Raw genomic sequence first — 15143 nt, 5'->3', positions numbered from 1 at the left:
CGCCCTACCTCGGCGTCACCAGTCGCGCCTCGTACGCGAACACCGCCGCTTGCGTACGGTCCCTGAGGCCCAGCTTCACCAGGATGCGGCTGACGTGGGTCTTGATCGTCGACTCGGCGACCATCAGCCGCTCGGCCATCTCCGAGTTCGACAGGCCCTGCGCGATCAGGATCAGGACCTCCGTCTCGCGGTCGGTGAGGTCGCCGTAGGCCGAGTGCGCCGAGGTCATGAGGCGGGGGGACTCGGAGAGTTTGGAGAACTCCGTGATCAGGCGCCTGGTGACCGAGGGTGCGAGGAGTGCCTCGCCGGAGGCCACCACCCTCACCCCCTCGGCGAGTTGACGGGCCGAGGCGTCCTTGAGGAGGAAGCCCGAGGCTCCCGCGCGCAGGGCCTGGTAGACGTACTCGTCGAGGTCGAAGGTCGTCAGGACCAGGACCTTCGCCGTGCCGTCGGCCGCGACGATCTCCCTGGTCGCCTCGATGCCGTTCAGCTCCGGCATCCGGATGTCCATCAGGACCACGTCGGGGGCGAGTTCACGGACCCGGTCGACCGCCTCGCGGCCGTTGACGGCCTCGCCGACCACCTCGATGCCCGGCATCGCGTTGAGCAGCACCGAGAAGCCCTCGCGGACCATCATCTGGTCGTCCGCGACCAGGACACGGATCGTCATGCCTCACCCTCGCCCCTGAGCGGCACCGGGAGGAACACCGCCACCTCGTACCCTCCCTCGTCCGTGGCACCCGCCGTCATCTCGCCGTTCAGCATGGAGACCCGCTCCCGCATGCCGGTGATGCCGTGGCCCGCTCCGGACGAGGGCTTCAGCAGCGACAGCTCGGGCCGCGGGCCGTTGACTATGCGCAGGCCCAGGCCACCGAGGACGTATCCGATCTCGACCCGTGCGCTCGCCCCGGGGGCGTGGCGCAGGGTGTTGCTCAGTGCCTCCTGGACGATCCGGTACGCCGACAGCTCGACGCCCTGCGGGAGTTCGCGCACCGCTCCGGTGACCGCCTTGTCGACGCTCAGGCCCGCCTCCCGCACATTGTCGATCAGCCCGTCGAGGTCGGCGAGGGTGGGCTGCGGGGCGTCCGGTGCTTCGTAGTCCTCGGCGCGGACCACTCCGAGGACCCGGCGCAGCTCGGTCAGGGCCGCCACCGCGTTCTCCCGGATGGTGGCGAACGCCTTCTCCAGCTCCGGGGGCGGGTTCTCCACCCGGTAGGGCGCGGCCTCCGCCTGGATGGCGACGACCGACATGTGGTGGGCGACCACGTCGTGCAGCTCGCGGGCGATGGTCGTGCGTTCCTCGAGCAGCGTGCGGCGGGAGCGTTCGTGCTCGGTCACCGTCTGCTGGGCGGTCACCGTCTGCTCGGCGCTCCGGCGTATGTGCCAGACGCTCACGACGAGCATGGACAGCGCTGAGATGAACAGCAGCTCCACGGTGTTGGAGCGGTAGTAGTGACTGCCGCCGAGGGCTGCCTGCCATATCAGGCCGTAGGCCCCGGTCAGCAGCCACATCCACGCGGCGGTGCGCGGCCTGGTGCGCAGGGCCACCACGGTGAGCACGACGAGGTGGCAGGCGAAGCTGCCCGGTAGCCATGGCCAGCCCTGCTGCCAGGAGTTGACGAAAGCCATCGGATAGGCGATCGCGGTCGCGGCCAACGACAGCCAGAAGGCCATGATCGGCCGCACCATGGTCAGCAGGATCGGGACCAGGGCGAGCACGCCGACGAAGAGATTGGTGGCCGCGCCGCGGCCGCTGTTGTCCGAGCCGATGAGCATCGCGATCAGGCCGGCCGCGGTGATCACCGCGTGTGGTGTCCAGACCGCGTACTCCCGCAGCCGCCCGGTCAGCAGTCGGGAGAGCCCCTTGCCGGCACTCCGGGGAGGCAGCGGGCGATAGGCGAAGGCGTCACTGATCAGGTCGTGCCGCAGGCCACGCAGGGCGTCCACGGCGGCTCTGAACTCCGGGCTGCGGAACTTGTACGCGTCGTACCCGCCGCTGCCGCCGTGCGGAGGTGTCATGTGCGTCTCGGTCGTATCGGTCACGTTCAGAACGGTAGGCGGGGGCGGGGGTCCCCGTCGTCACCAGCGAGACGGGTCCTTCGGCATCCCTCTCAGGTACTACGGGTACCGGAGGGCGGCTGATCAGTAACCCGACGGCCGCACCAGCCCCGACTCGTACGCGAACACCGCCGCCTGCGTACGGTCCCTGAGTCCCAGCTTCACCAGGATGCGGCCCACGTGGGTCTTCACCGTCTGCTCGGCCACGACCAGCCGCTCGGCGATCTCCGCGTTCGACAGGCCCTGCGCGATCAGCGCGAGGACCTCCGTCTCCCGCTCGGTCAGCTCGCCGACCCGCCTCTTGAGCGGGGCACGGGGCCGGTTGTCGAGACGGGAGAACTCGGCGATCAGCCGCCGGGTGATGCCGGGCGCGAGCAGCGCGTCCCCGGCCGCCACCACCCGCACGGCCTCGGCGAGCTGCTCCGCGGAGGCGTCCTTCAGCAGGAACCCGGAGGCACCGGCCCGCAGCGCCTCGTAGACGTACTCGTCGAGGTCGAACGTGGTCAGCACCAGGACCCGGATCTCCGGGCGCTCACCCGTGATGCGGCGGGTGGCCTCGATGCCGCCCAGCTCAGGCATGCGGATGTCCATCAGGACGACGTCCGGGACGAGTTCGTCGACCTTGGCGATGGCGTCCAGTCCGTCGACCGCCTGCCCGACCACCTCGATGCCGGGCTGGGCGCCCAGCAGCACGCTGAAGCCCTGCCGGACCATCTGCTGGTCGTCGGCGATGAGTACGCGGATGGGGCTGCTTGTGCCGCTCGTCATGCGGTGGTGTCCTTCGGGTCGGTGACGTGGTCGGGCGCGCCCGGGGGTGCCGTCGGAAGATACGCGGCCACCTCGTAGCCGCCGTCGGGCCGGGGTCCGGCGCGCAGGGTGCCGCCGAGCATCGCGGCCCGCTCCCGCATGCCGAGCAGGCCGTGCCCCGCGCCCGGGGAGGACGGCACGCTGCGGGTGGGCCGTGAGTTGACGACCCGCACGTCCACGCCGTGCACATAGTGGACGAGCGCGACGGAGGCGGTCGCGCCGGGCGCGTGTCGCAGGACGTTGCTCAGCGCCTCCTGCACGATCCGGTACGCCGACAGGTCCACGCCGGGCGGCAGCGGCCGCCGGGCACCCCGCACGTCGACCTCGACGGCCGTTCCGGCCGCCCGGGTGTTCTCCACCAGCGCGTCGAGCCGGTCGAGGGTGGGCTGCGGGGCGTGCGGCGCGGTGCCGGTGGCGGGGTCTGCGGGCCGCTCCGGCGTCTCGGGGTGCTCGGCCCGCAGCACGCCCAGGACCCGGCGCAGTTCGGTCAGCGCCTCCAGCGCGTTCTGCCGGATGCCGTCGAGGTTCTCCCGGAGCTCTTCCGACGGGTTCTCGACGAGGTGCGGGGCGACCTGTGCCTGGATCGAGATGACGGACATGTGGTGGGCGACGACGTCGTGCAGTTCGCGCGCGATACGGCTGCGCTCCTCGAGCAGGGTGCGGCGGGCCCGCTCCTCCGCGGTGAGGGTGGTCTGCTCGACGAGCGCCGTGCTGGCCTCTCGGCGGCCGCGCAGGGCGGTGCCGAGCACTACCACCACCGTGAACAGGGTGACTGCGAGCACTCCGGTGGGCTGGAAGTCGGCCGCACCCAGCACGCCCTCGATGAGGTACGTGAGAAGCAGGGTCACCGCCAGTGCCTCGACAGCCACGCGCGTGGGCACCCGCAGGGCGAGCAGCAGCAGCACGGCCATGTGCCCGATGAGTCCGGCGGAGCTCCAGGGCCAGGTGAAGTCGTGGGCGCCGCCGGCCAGCAGCTGTCGGCGGACCTCCATGGCACCGACCACCATGGCCACGGTCGAGATCCACCACGCCGGGACCGGCCGCCACAGCGCGAACACGACGGCGGCACCCTGTGCGAGACCGATCGCGAAGGCGAGTGTGAGCCCCACCCCGCCGTTGTCCGAGAGTTGCGCCACGGCGCCGACCGTGACCCCGAAGGCCACCATGCACAGCACACCGTGCGGCAACCAGCGGAGCCACACGGACGGGGGCAGCGGATCGACCCGGAGCGTGCACAGGTCGGCGCGCAGCACTCGCAGCCAGCGCAGAAGACGCCCCACGACCACCTGCTGGACCCCCGAATCCCTCACGCCGACCACCCTAGGCACGACGCGCCTCCTTCGTTGCGGCCGACTCCGTACGTCGGTGGACACGGATCACCCGTGACGGACGGCCGCCGGCCCTGCGCGGCCCCTGCTCGAAGGACCGGAAGGCCGACCGGCAGACCGCCAGAGCGAGGACGAACACCGGGATCCAGGCCAGCCGGGCCGCCACCCAGCCCAGTCCGTCGGGGGCGGTGTGCAGACCGGGCAGCCGGCCCGCGACGAGGCCGGTGGCCGTGGTGGCCATCAGCGCTGTCTGATGCCAGAGGAAGATCGTCATCGCGGAGAGGTTGACGAGCGCCACGGCTGCCCAGACCGGAGGACGTCGCATGCCGCTGCGCAACCGGTCGCGCAGCAGCAGGGCGAGGCCGCACTGGGCCAGTCCGAAGGTGACGGCGGCCAGCGTCGGCGGGTTCAGGTTGGAGACGGAGGCACCCGGCACCCCGACCATCGACGCCGGATACCCCGCCCACCCGACGAGCACCGCGGTCACCACCGCACCAGCCCCGAACAGCAGCCATCCGGAGCGCCGCCCCTCCAGCTCGCCCCGCGTCCACGCGGCGCCCAGGGTGTACGGCACCAGCCAGCCGGCCGCCAGGTTCACCCAGCCGAGCCAGTCCGGGCCGCCGAGCCCGAAGCGCACGATGTCCACGTGCAGGACGACGGCCAGCGGCCACAGCGGGTGGAGCCGCAGCAGCAGCGGGGTCGCCGCCGTCAGAGCGCTGAAGACCAGGAGGAACCACATCGGGGACAGGGCGAGTCTGACCAGCGTGCGGACCGTCTCGAACTGAGCTCCCGTCAGCAGCAGGGCCGCCGCCGCCACCGTCCACAGGGCGAGGACGACGGCCACCGGCTTGAAGAGCCGCGACAGACGGCTGGTCAGCCACTGTCCGTACGTCGCCCCGCGGGCGCGTGCCGAGGTGTAGCCGCGTGTCGCCACATGGCCGCCCACCAGGAAGAACACGGCCAGGGTCTGGAACGCCCAGGAGATCGGGGCCAGCCAGGGCATGTGCTGCAACGGGCTCGCGGTGTGCAGGGTGCCGCCGTCGGCGACCAGGGCCGTCACCAGCCAGTGGCCGAGGACGACGCCGAGGATCGCGAAGGCGCGCAGGGCGTCGACGGCACGGTCCCGCTCGGGGGGTGTCGCCGCGTCGATCCGGTCGGCGGCCCGGCGTATGCCGTCCGTGCCGTGGCGTATCGCGTCGCGTACGCCGCCCCGGGTGTGGTGGGTCTCAGGCACGGGTCACCTCCGCGGTGTCTCCGAGGACGATCCGGGCGAGGTTGGTCAGGGAGGCCGAGCCCGGGCTGAAGTAGTCGCTGTGGCCGCCCTCGCCGGCGGCGAAGACGTGGGCGCCGAAGGCCGGGGAGACCGGGTCGGTGCCGAAGCCGACGGTGACGCCGAAGAGGTCGGTCCTCACATGGGGGACCTCGCCGACCCAGTCGTCCTTGCCCCGGGCCGCCCAGATCCGGGCGGGGGTGTGCAGGGCCGCGGCGGTGTCCGCGCCGGTGCCGGGGCTGCCGACCAGTGCGAGGGCGTCGATGTCCAGGTGGCTCGCGGCCCTGGCGCAGACGACCGTGCCGTACGAGTGGCAGACGAGGGAGACGGTGGTGGGGCGGCCGACGACGCCCTGGAGTCGGCGTATGAACGCGCGCAGGTGGGGGGCCGCTTCGTCCGCCCTGTCCGTGGTCAGGACCGTGGTGCTGACCGTGTCCGGGGTGCGGTAGCCGAGCCAGGCGACCACCGCGGTCCGGGTTCCGTGGGGGGCGGTGCCGGTGAGTTGCCGCTGCAGGGCCGCCGCCGCCGCACGGAAGCGGTCGTAGGTGTCCAGGGAGGTGTCGGAGCCGGGCACCAGGACGGCCACGTGGTCGGCGCGGGCGAGGTCGCCGAAGACCTCTGTCGCCCTTCCCGGGCCCCGGCCGTCGAAGGTGAGCAGATGCCGGCCGGGTGCGGCCATCTCGCGGTCCGCCTCGGCGCGGTGGGTGTCGCCGTGGGCTGCGGCCATGCGGGCCGCCTCTGCCGCGTTGGCGGTGTTGGCCGCGTAGGTCCTGTCGAGGGTGGTGGCGGTGAGCTCCGGGAGGGTGGCCGGGGACGGGGCGGGGATTTCCGGGCGGGCGGCCGCGGAGAGGGGGGCCACCACCGCGACCATGACGAGGGTGGCGAGGAGCACCCGGCGCCATCTGTGGGAGCGCCGGTCGTCCCCCCTGTGCCGCCGCGCGTCAGCGCGGCCCTCGCGCCCACCCCTCCAGCTGCTCCCCACAGTCCTCGTCCCTTCCCGTCCGCCCGGCCATCGGGCTTGTCTGGAAGGGAAGTTACGGAGCAGAGGCTGTCGTCCGCGTCACGCCAGGGAGCTCTTTGGGGTCATAGCTCTCAGGTATTACGGGTATCACCGGGAAGGGAAGGACAGGGGCCGGGAACCGACGTCACCACGCCAACTGCGCGATCTCCTCCGCCACCACCGCGCACGCGTCCGCCGCCGGGTCGATCAGCGGGAAGTGGCCGACGTCCTCCAGCAGCGTCAGGCCCACCACCTCGCCCGCCTTGGCCGCCGCGTCCGCGTACGCCTCGGCGACCGCCTGCGGGACGACCGTGTCGGCGCGGCCCTGGACGAGTGTGGTCGCGATGCCCGTGGGAAGCAGCAGGGCGGGGTCGGCGTACGGCACGCGCGCGGTGAACACCTCTTCCCCGCCCAGGAGTTGACGGCAGGCCCCGCCGCACACGTCCAGCTTCTCGGCGACCGTGAAGTCGGCGATCGGGGCCAGTGCGACAACCCCGCGGAAGGGGGCGGGGCGGTCGGTGCGCCAGGCGGCGTCGTCCGGCAGGAGGTGCCGGGCCGCGGCCCACAACGCGAGGTGACCGCCCGCGGAGTGACCGGTGACCACCATGCGGCGCGGATCGGCCTGCGGCAGGAACTCCCGTACGAGCGCGGGAAGCGCGTCCATCGCGGCGGCCACGTCGTCGAAGGTCTCGGGCCAACGCCCGGCGACGGGGCCGACGTCACCCGCCCCGCCGGCAGCGCCCTGCCCCGGAACGGACACCCCGCCCCGCCGGTATTCCACGTTGGCCACCGCGAACCCCCGCCGCGCCAGGAAGTCCGCGAACGGAGTCACATGGCGCCGGTCGTACGGCGCCCGCCACGCCCCGCCGTGCAGGACGACGATCAACGGCGCGAGGCCGCCCCCGGGAGACAGAGCCTCGCGCGGGGCGTAGAAGTCGATCACCTGGTCGGGATCGTCGCCGTACACCGCGGTGGCGTCGGGGTCGACCGCCGCGTGCGAGAAGGCCGACTCCTCCTCGGCCGCGGCACGGGCTTCTGCGGCGGCACGGGATGCGGCGTCGTCCGGCATGCTCCAACCTCTCAGCGATGAAACGGATTTGACGGACCGTGAAAGCATCCTGGAAGAGAATCCGGCCGTTGGCCGGGACGCTATCAGGCCGATGACGTGCGCGGACACGGGTGCCGAACCGGGCACCGTCCGTCCCGGAGGGCATACCGCGCGTGTCCGTACGGCCGTGCGCCGGGCGGCGGAAGACGTGCTCGCCGAGCAGGGGTTCGACCGCGTCGATCTCGCGGAGGTCGCCCGGCGCGCGCAGGTCGGCAAGACGACCGTGTACCGGCGGTGGGGGACGGTCACCGCGCTGGTGGGCCGACCTGCTCACCGACATGGCCGCACAGTCGCTGCCGCGCACCCGCACCGGCTCGGTCCGGGACGACCTGCGCGCCAACGCCTCCCAGGTCCGGCGGACACTCGCCGATCCCCGGCAGGGCGCCTTGTTCCGCGCGCTCATCGCCGCGGCGGCCTGCGACGACCGTACGGCCGAGGCGCTGCGGCACTTCCACGACGTACGGGTCGCCGAGTGGGCCGCGTACGTGGCGGGGGGCGTCGCGCGCGGGGAGCTCCGGGTCGGCACGGACCCGGCGAGCGTCGTACGGGCGCTCTCGGTCCCCCTCCGCCACGCCCTCCTCATCACCGGAACGGCCCCCGGCCCGGCCGCCGCCGCACGCGCGGCGGACGCGGCGGTAGCGGCCGCGAAAAGCCGGGGTGTACGTCACCCCGGCCTGACGCCAGGAGACGCCGGTGAGCCGGAGAAGCCGGTCAGCCGGAGAAGCCGCGCCCACCCGCATCGAGTGTCTCCCCCAGCACCCGCGCCGCCCGCTCCACGTCCGCGAACCCGACGTACAACGGCGTGAACCCGAACCGCAGCACGTCCGGGTGCCGGAAGTCGCCCACCACACCCCGCTCGATGAGGCGCTTCATCACCTCGCCCGCGTCCTCGCAGCGCAGCGCGACCTGGCTGCCCCGCTCCCGGTGGGCCAGGGGGGTCACACACTCGACGCGGCCATCGTCGACGTACGACGCGACGCACTCCAGGAAGAAGTCCGTCAGGGCGAGGGACTTGGCGCGCACCGCCTCGACCGACACCCCGTCCCAGACCTCGAGGGCGGCCTCCAGGGCGAGCATGGAGAGGATGTCGGGCGTGCCCACGCGGCCCCGCAGCGCGCCCTCGGCGGGGGCGTAGGACGGGCTCATGCCGAAGGGGTCGGCGTGCGAGGTCCAGCCCGGCAGAGGGGAGTCGAAGCGGTCCTGGAGCTCGCGGCGCACATAGAGGTACGCCGGTGAACCCGGGCCGCCGTTCAGGTACTTGTAGGTGCAGCCGACCGCGAGGTCGACGCCGTGCGCGTCGAGACCGACCGGCAGGGCGCCCGCGCTGTGGCACAGGTCCCAGACGGCGATCGCGCCCGCCGCGTGCACGGCGGCGGTGAGCCCGGGCAGGTCGTGCAGGCGCCCGGTGCGGTAGTCGACGTGGTTGAGCAGGACGGCCGCCGTACGGCCGCTCAGCACGCCCGGCACCTCCGCCGGGGTCACCGCCCGCAGGGTGCAGCCCGTCATCCGGGCCGCGGACTCGGCGATGTAGCCGTCCGTGGGGAAGGTGCTCTCGTCCACGATCACCTCGTCACGGCCGGAGTCCGGTCCGCCCGCGAGCCGCACGGCTCCCACAAGTGCCTTGAAGACGTTGACACTTGTCGAGTCGCCGACCACGATCTGCCCGGCCGCCGCCCCGACCAGCGGGGCGATCCGGTCGCCGATCCGCTCGGGCGCGGTCCACCAGCCGCTCTCGTCCCAGGACCGGATCCTGAGCGACCCCCACTGACGGCGTACGACGTCCTCGACCCGTCCCGGGACGGCGGCCGGGAGCGCGCCCAGTGAGTTCCCGTCGAGGTACACCACGTCATCGAGCACGAACCGGGAGCGCACGCCCGCCAGTTCGTCACCCGCGTCCCACTCCTGCGCCTTGAAAGTGAGTTCAGACATGGGACCGGGCCGTCCACAGCTCCGGGAACACGTTCTTCTGCGCGCGCTTCTCCAGCCAGGCCACCCCGGCGGAGCCGCCCGTGCCGGCCTTGGCGCCCATCGCGCGCCGGGTGGCGACGAGATGGTCGTTGCGCCAGCGCCACACCAGCTCGGCGACATCGGTCAACGCCTCGCCCAGGCGGGCCAGTTCGTCGTTCTCGGGGCCGGAGTAGAGGGCCGTCCAGGCGGCCTCGACCTCCTCCGACGGCTCGTACCGGCGCGAGACGTCCCGGTCCAGGACGGCGGAAGGGATCGCGTACCCGCGCCGCGCGAGCAGCCGCAGCACCTCGTCGTACAGGCTCGGCTCGTGCAGCGCCTTCTCCAGCTCGGCGTGGACACGCGGTGCGCCCCGGTGCGGGACGAGCATGGACGCGGACTTGTCGCCCAGCAGGAACTCCATGCGGCGGTACATCGCCGACTGGAAGCCGGAGCCCTCGCCGAGCGCCGAGCGGTAGGAGTTGAACTGCGCGGGCGTCAGCTGGCCGAGCGGCTTCCAGGAGGCGTTCAGCGCCTCCAGCTCCCGTACGGAACGCTTCAGCGCGGCAACGGCCGTGGGCACGTCGTCGGAGCGCAGCGCACCCGCCGCGGTCTCCCACTCGTGCACGATGACGGTGAACCACAGCTCCATGACCTGGGTCGTGACCAGGAAGACCATCTCTCCGGGATCGTCGGAGAGGGTTTGCTGGAGGTGGGTGAGCACGTCCGCCTTGACGTAGTCCTCGTACGGCGTCGTGCCTTGGAAGTCGAGATGCGGGGTCTCCGGCTCCTGCGCTTCATGAGCCTCATGGGACGACATCGCTGTCTCCTGTTGTGTACTCCGGGTAGCGGTCCGCCCTGCCGTTACCGACACGGGGCCCCGGTCCCCGCCGGGCATCCTCTTCCATGGTCTGTGGAAAAGGCAAGGCCCGCCTGGTCACATCAGGCGGGCCCGGAAAGCGGTGACGGATCAGCCCAGCGTCTCGGCCGCCGTGAGCGAGGAGTCCTTCAGGAACTGCGAGCAGCGCTCGTACTCGGCCTGCTCACCGATGGCACCGGCGGCACGGGCGAGGCCGTGCAGGGCGCGCAGGAAGCCGCGGTTCGGCTCGTGCTCCCACGGGACCGGTCCATGGCCCTTCCAGCCGTTGCGGCGCAGCGCGTCCAGGCCGCGGTGGTAGCCCGTACGGGCATAGGCGTACGACTCGACGACGCTGCCCCGCTCGAACGCCTCGTCGGCCAGCTGGGCCCAGGCCAGCGAGGAGGTCGGGTACTTCGCGGCGACATCCGCCGGCGCGGTGCCGTTCGCCAGGAGCTCACGGGGCTCCGGGTCGTCGGGGAGGTGGGTCGGGGGCGGGCCCCCGAGGAGGTTCTCGTGAATCGACATGGGTCCAGTCTCCCTCGCGGAAGGCAGTGTTTCGTCTGCGGGTGCGTTGTGGCCGGTCGCGCCCACGACGCGGAGCCGCATCACCGCTTTCAGGGGCACGGGGAACTGCGCGACCAGCCCCCACCGGCCCGCAGACGACCTACGAGAGTCGCGCGCGAGCCCGCTCCCCCTCCAGCGGCGGTGCCAGCACGGCTCCATGCGTCCGGCACTCCGGCTTCCGACACCCCGCCGGCAGCGACCGTACCGTCGCGAAGGCCACCACCGCCCCCACCACCAGCACCCCCGCGCACACCGTCATCGCCCGCCCGAACGCACTGTCGAACGCCGTGGGCGACCGGTACGCCTCCTCCCCCATCCCCGTGACCAGCGGCAGCGCGGCCACCGCGATCAGGCCCGCCGCCCGGGCGGCCGCGTTGTTGATGCCGCTGGCCAGCCCGGCCCGCGAGGCGTCCACCGAGCCCAGCACGGTCGCCGTCAGCGGGGCCACCAGCGTGACCATGCCGGTGCCCAGGACCAGCAGCGCGGGCAGGACGTCGGCCAGGTACGAGGCGTCCGGGCCGACCCGCAGCATCAGCAGCATCCCGGCGGCGCACAGCAGCGGTCCGACGGTGAGCGGGATACGCGGCCCGATGCGGTCGGCCAGGGCGCCCGAGCGGGCGGAGAACAGCAGCATCAGGACGGTCGTCGGCAGCAGGGCCGTACCGGCCTGGAGGGCTGAGTAACCGACCACCACCTGGAGCTGGACGGCGCCCAGGAAGAAGAACCCGCCGAAGGCCGCGTACACGCACAGGGTCACCAGGTTGACCGCGGTGAACTGCCGGGACGCGAAGATCCCGAGCGGCATCATCGGGTCGGGACGGCGCTTCTCGACGGCGACGAAGGCCACTCCGGCGGCCACACCCGCGACCGCCGTAAAGGCGACCAACAGGGACCCGGAACGCGCCTCGATCAGCGCGTACGTCACCAGCGCGAGCGCCAGCGCGCCCAGGACCGCGCCGAGCACGTCGAACCGGCCGTGGCCGGCCCGTCCTCCCCCGCTCTCGGCTCCCCTCGAGCGGGAGGTGCCCCCATCCGACTCCGGCACATGCCGTACGGCGATCGGCGCGCACACCAGGGCCAGCGGGACGTTGAGCAGGAACACCCAGCGCCAGCCCGGGCCGTCCACCAGCCAGCCGCCCACGAACGGGCCGACGGCCGCGCCGACACCGCCGAACCCGGACCACAGGCCGACGGCCCGGCCCCGGTCGTCGGGATGGAAGGAGGCCTGGATCAACGCCAGCGAACCCGGTGTGAGCAGGGCGCCGCCCACTCCCTGGAGGGCCCGGGCGGCGACGAGGACGCCCGCGTTCGGAGCGAGGCCGCACAGCAGGGAGGCGGCCGCGAACCACACCACCCCGACGACGAAGACCTTGCGGCGGCCGTACCGGTCCCCGAGGGAGCCGCCGAGCAGGATCAGCCCGGCCAGCGTCAGCATGTACGCGTTGACCGTCCACTGGAGGGCGGCCAGGTCGGTGTCCAGGTCGCGGCCGATGCGCGGCAGGGCGACGTTGACGACGGTCGAGTCCAGCAGCGCCATGCTGGAGCCGAGGACGGTGGTGAGCAGGATCCACTTGCCTTGCGGCGAGGCCAGCCGGACGTCGGGCATGACCCCAGGTATACAGCGAGCCCGGTGCCGTGGCACCGGGCTCACCGTAAACAGCCGTGCAGAGCCTTACTTGATCTTCGTGCCCGCGGAGCGCAGGTTCTGCGTCGCCTCGACGACCCGGGCGGCCATCGACGCCTCGGCCAGCTTGCCCCAGGTGCGCGGGTCGTAGGTCTTCTTGGAGCCGACCTCGCCGTCGACCTTCAGGACGCCGTCGTAGTTGCGGAACATGTGGTCGGCGACCGGACGCGTGAAGGCGTACTGCGTGTCGGTGTCGATGTTCATCTTGACGACGCCGTTCTCCAGCGCGGTGCGGATCTCCTCCTCCGTGGAGCCGGAGCCGCCGTGGAAGACGAAGTCGAACGGCTGGGACCCGGCCGGCTTGCCGAACTTGGCGGCCACGCCGTCGTTCAGCTGCTTCAGCAGGTCGGGGCGGAGGACGACGTTGCCCGGCTTGTACACACCGTGGACGTTGCCGAAGGAGGCGGCCAGCAGGTAGCGCCCCTTCTCACCGAGCCCGAGCGCCTCGGCCGTACGGATCGCGTCGTCGACCGTCGTGTAGAGGGAGTCGTTGATCTCGTGCGAGACACCGTCCTCCTCGCCGCCGGTCGGGGTGATCTCGACCTCGAGGATGATCTTGGCGGCGCGGGCGCGCTCCAGGAGCTCCTGGGCGATGGAGAGGTTGTCGGCGAGGGTCTCCGCCGAGCCGTCCCACATGTGCGACTGGAACAGCGGGTTGCCGCCGGCCTTCACGCGCTCCTCGGACACGGCAAGCAGCGGGCGTACGTACCCGTCGAGCTTGTCCTTGGGGCAGTGGTCGGTGTGCAGCGCGACGGTGACCGGGTACTTCTCGGCGACGATGTGCGCGAACTCGGCGAGGGCCACGGAACCCGTGACCATCTCCTTGCTGTACTGGCCGCCCAGGAACTCGGCACCACCGGTCGAGATCTGGATGATGCCGTCGCTCTCGGCCTCAGCGAAGCCGCGCAGCGCAGCGTGCAGGGTCTGGGTCGAGGTCACGTTGATGGCCGGGTAGGCGAACTTGCCTGCCTTCGCCCGGTCGAGCATCTCGTTGTAGACCTCGGGGGTTGCGATGGGCATCTGTCCGCTCCTTGTATCTGCGGGTTGGCGTACTGCGTGCTTACGGCCCTGACCTAGACCTTGTGTGGGGGTTCGACGTCATCGTCGGCCTCATCTTTCCAGACTTGGCCGGATGGTCCATCCCGCGACCGGTCCGCGGTCAGTCCAGGTCCAGCTCGTCCTTCGAGTACGCGAAGCGGTACGGCACTCCCGCGCCCTGCTCGATCTTCTCGGCGGCGCCGGTGGCCCGGTCGACGATCGTGGCGACGGCGACGACCTCGGCGCCCGCCTCGCGCACGGCCGCGACCGCTTCGAGCGGGGAGTTCCCGGTGGTGGAGGTGTCCTCGACGACCAGGACCCGGCGCCCCGCGATGTCCGGCCCCTCCACCCGCTTCTGCATACCGTGCGCCTTCGCCGCCTTCCGTACGACGAAGGCGTCGAGCCTGCGCCCGCGCGCGGCGGCGGCGTGCAGCATGGCCGTGCCGACCGGGTCCGCGCCCATCGTCAGACCGCCGACCGCGTCGAACTCCAGGTCGGCGGTCAGGTCGAGCAGCACCTGTCCGACCAGGGGAGCGGCCTCGCCGTCGAGGGTCACCAGGCGAAGGTCGACGTAGTAGTCGGCCTCCAGGCCGGACGACAGGGTCACCTTGCCGTGCACCACGGCCTTGTCGAGGATCTGCTGCTTCAGGGCGGCGCGTGCGTCAGTCATGCCTGTCAGCTTAGAGGCGGCGCCAGCTCCAGGTCGTCGAGGCCTCCAGCGGCTCCAGGGGCGTGACCAGGCGCGGCAGCGTGTTCAGGCCGTTGGGCGGCCCGGTCTGCGGCTCCACGCAGACGGCGGCCTCCTGCTCGTCGTACACCACGACCCATTCCTCGCGGCTGGCGACCTTCAGCTCCAGCTGCCCGGGCCAGGTGAGCGTGACGTCGACGCCGCCGGGCATGCCGAAGCAGTCGTCCCAGGGGCTCGGCTTCGGCTCGACGCGGTTGCCGGTGGGCAGGTGGTCGTCGCCGCGCTCCTCCTGCCAGGCAGCGGTGAAGTCGAGCCGGACCGGCTCGCCGCCGTCGAGGACACGGTTGAACCAGGGGTGCCAGCCGATCTGGGCCGGGAAGGAGGAGTCGTACGTCTCCACGGACATCGTGAGCGTCAGGGCGTCCGGCGTGAGCGCCGCGATCTGGGTGACGCGGCCCGCGTAGGGCCAGGGCTTGACGAGGTCGTACGTGAGGACGGCCTCGTCGTTGGTGGTGCGGGCGATGCTCCAGGCGCCGTCGCGGGCCGTGCCGTGGATGGCGTGCGGTGGGGAGTTGAGCGGCATCTGGTGGACGTCGGCGCCGTCACGGAACCGTCCGTCCCGGATGCGGCCGCACCAGGGGACCATCGGGAAGCACCCGAAGCGCTCTCCCTGCCGCAGCAGTTCGACGCCTCCGACCCGCAGTCCCCCGACCCGTCCACCGTTTCCCGGCTGCAAGGTCACTTCCGCGTCGCCCGCGGTCAGTGTGATGTCTTCTTGGCTCACGGGACGACACT

14 protein-coding genes and 1 pseudogene are annotated in these 15143 nt (G+C 72.2%); 1 reads left to right on the top strand and 14 read right to left on the bottom strand.

The genetic code is table 11. The annotated features are described in order from the left end of the window. Positions 1-4 precede the first annotated feature (4 nt). From QF027_RS26480 to QF027_RS26450, 7 genes are all read right to left on the bottom strand, one after another. Complete coding sequence (locus QF027_RS26480) at positions 5-670, bottom strand: response regulator transcription factor (RefSeq protein ID WP_306978502.1); 666 nt, start codon at positions 668-670, stop codon at positions 5-7. Beyond that, positions 667-2043 (bottom strand): sensor histidine kinase, encoded by a 1377-nt coding sequence (locus QF027_RS26475; RefSeq protein WP_306978504.1) that lies wholly within the window; start codon positions 2041-2043, stop codon positions 667-669. The genes QF027_RS26480 and QF027_RS26475 overlap by 4 nt, the downstream gene beginning before the upstream one ends. Before the next feature lie 99 nt (positions 2044-2142). Then, positions 2143-2826, bottom strand: coding sequence for a response regulator (locus QF027_RS26470; RefSeq protein ID WP_307077513.1), 684 nt, complete (start codon positions 2824-2826; stop codon positions 2143-2145). Further along, entirely contained in the window at positions 2823-4175 is a 1353-nt protein-coding gene (locus QF027_RS26465; protein WP_307077512.1) for a sensor histidine kinase, read from the bottom strand. The genes QF027_RS26470 and QF027_RS26465 overlap by 4 nt, the downstream gene beginning before the upstream one ends. A 10-nt stretch (positions 4176-4185) precedes the next feature. Beyond that, positions 4186-5427 carry an acyltransferase family protein gene (locus tag QF027_RS26460; protein ID WP_307077511.1) on the bottom strand — a complete coding sequence of 414 codons (1242 nt, stop codon included), beginning with the start codon at positions 5425-5427 and terminating at the stop codon, positions 4186-4188. Further along, on the bottom strand, positions 5420-6334 hold the full coding sequence (locus QF027_RS26455) for an alpha/beta hydrolase (RefSeq protein ID WP_373432508.1): 915 nt from the start codon (positions 6332-6334) through the stop codon (positions 5420-5422). Before QF027_RS26455 ends, QF027_RS26460 begins: the two co-directional genes overlap by 8 nt. Before the next feature lie 274 nt (positions 6335-6608). Continuing rightward, a complete protein-coding gene (locus tag QF027_RS26450; protein WP_307077501.1) occupies positions 6609-7532 on the bottom strand; it encodes an alpha/beta hydrolase in 924 nt (307 codons plus the stop codon). A 91-nt stretch (positions 7533-7623) separates the two neighbouring features. Between QF027_RS26450 and QF027_RS26445 the strand changes: the two are divergent. Next, positions 7624-8249, top strand: a pseudogene (locus tag QF027_RS26445) (TetR/AcrR family transcriptional regulator). Between the two features lie 33 nt (positions 8250-8282). Here QF027_RS26445 and kynU read toward each other — a convergent pair. From kynU to QF027_RS26410, 7 genes are all read right to left on the bottom strand, one after another. Then, positions 8283-9500, bottom strand: coding sequence for a kynureninase (gene kynU / locus QF027_RS26440; protein ID WP_307077499.1), 1218 nt, complete (start codon positions 9498-9500; stop codon positions 8283-8285). Continuing rightward, the gene (locus QF027_RS26435) at positions 9493-10335 is read right to left on the bottom strand and encodes a tryptophan 2,3-dioxygenase family protein (protein ID WP_307077497.1); all 843 of its coding nucleotides are present in this window, start codon (positions 10333-10335) and stop codon (positions 9493-9495) included. Before QF027_RS26435 ends, kynU begins: the two co-directional genes overlap by 8 nt. A 150-nt stretch (positions 10336-10485) precedes the next feature. Further along, the gene (locus tag QF027_RS26430; protein ID WP_059209036.1) at positions 10486-10899 is read right to left on the bottom strand and encodes a DUF3151 domain-containing protein; all 414 of its coding nucleotides are present in this window, start codon (positions 10897-10899) and stop codon (positions 10486-10488) included. Positions 10900-11038: 139 nt separating this feature from the next. After that, a complete protein-coding gene (locus tag QF027_RS26425; protein ID WP_307077495.1) occupies positions 11039-12544 on the bottom strand; it encodes an MFS transporter in 1506 nt (501 codons plus the stop codon). 66 nt (positions 12545-12610) lie between these two features. After that, positions 12611-13642 (bottom strand): class II fructose-bisphosphate aldolase, encoded by a 1032-nt coding sequence (gene fbaA, locus QF027_RS26420; RefSeq protein WP_306978522.1) that lies wholly within the window; start codon positions 13640-13642, stop codon positions 12611-12613. A 139-nt stretch (positions 13643-13781) separates the two neighbouring features. Continuing rightward, positions 13782-14330, bottom strand: a complete 549-nt coding sequence (gene pyrE, locus QF027_RS26415; RefSeq protein WP_307077493.1) for an orotate phosphoribosyltransferase — start codon at positions 14328-14330, stop codon at positions 13782-13784. A gap of 10 nt (positions 14331-14340) precedes the next feature. Next, complete coding sequence (locus tag QF027_RS26410) at positions 14341-15132, bottom strand: aldose epimerase family protein (protein WP_307077492.1); 792 nt, start codon at positions 15130-15132, stop codon at positions 14341-14343. Positions 15133-15143 lie beyond the last annotated feature (11 nt).

The sequence above is a fragment of the Streptomyces canus genome (assembly GCF_030816965.1).
Lineage (GTDB): Bacteria > Actinomycetota > Actinomycetes > Streptomycetales > Streptomycetaceae > Streptomyces > Streptomyces canus_E.
Note: the sequence above shows the minus strand (reverse complement) of the source record. Positions and strands in the feature narration are given on the sequence as shown.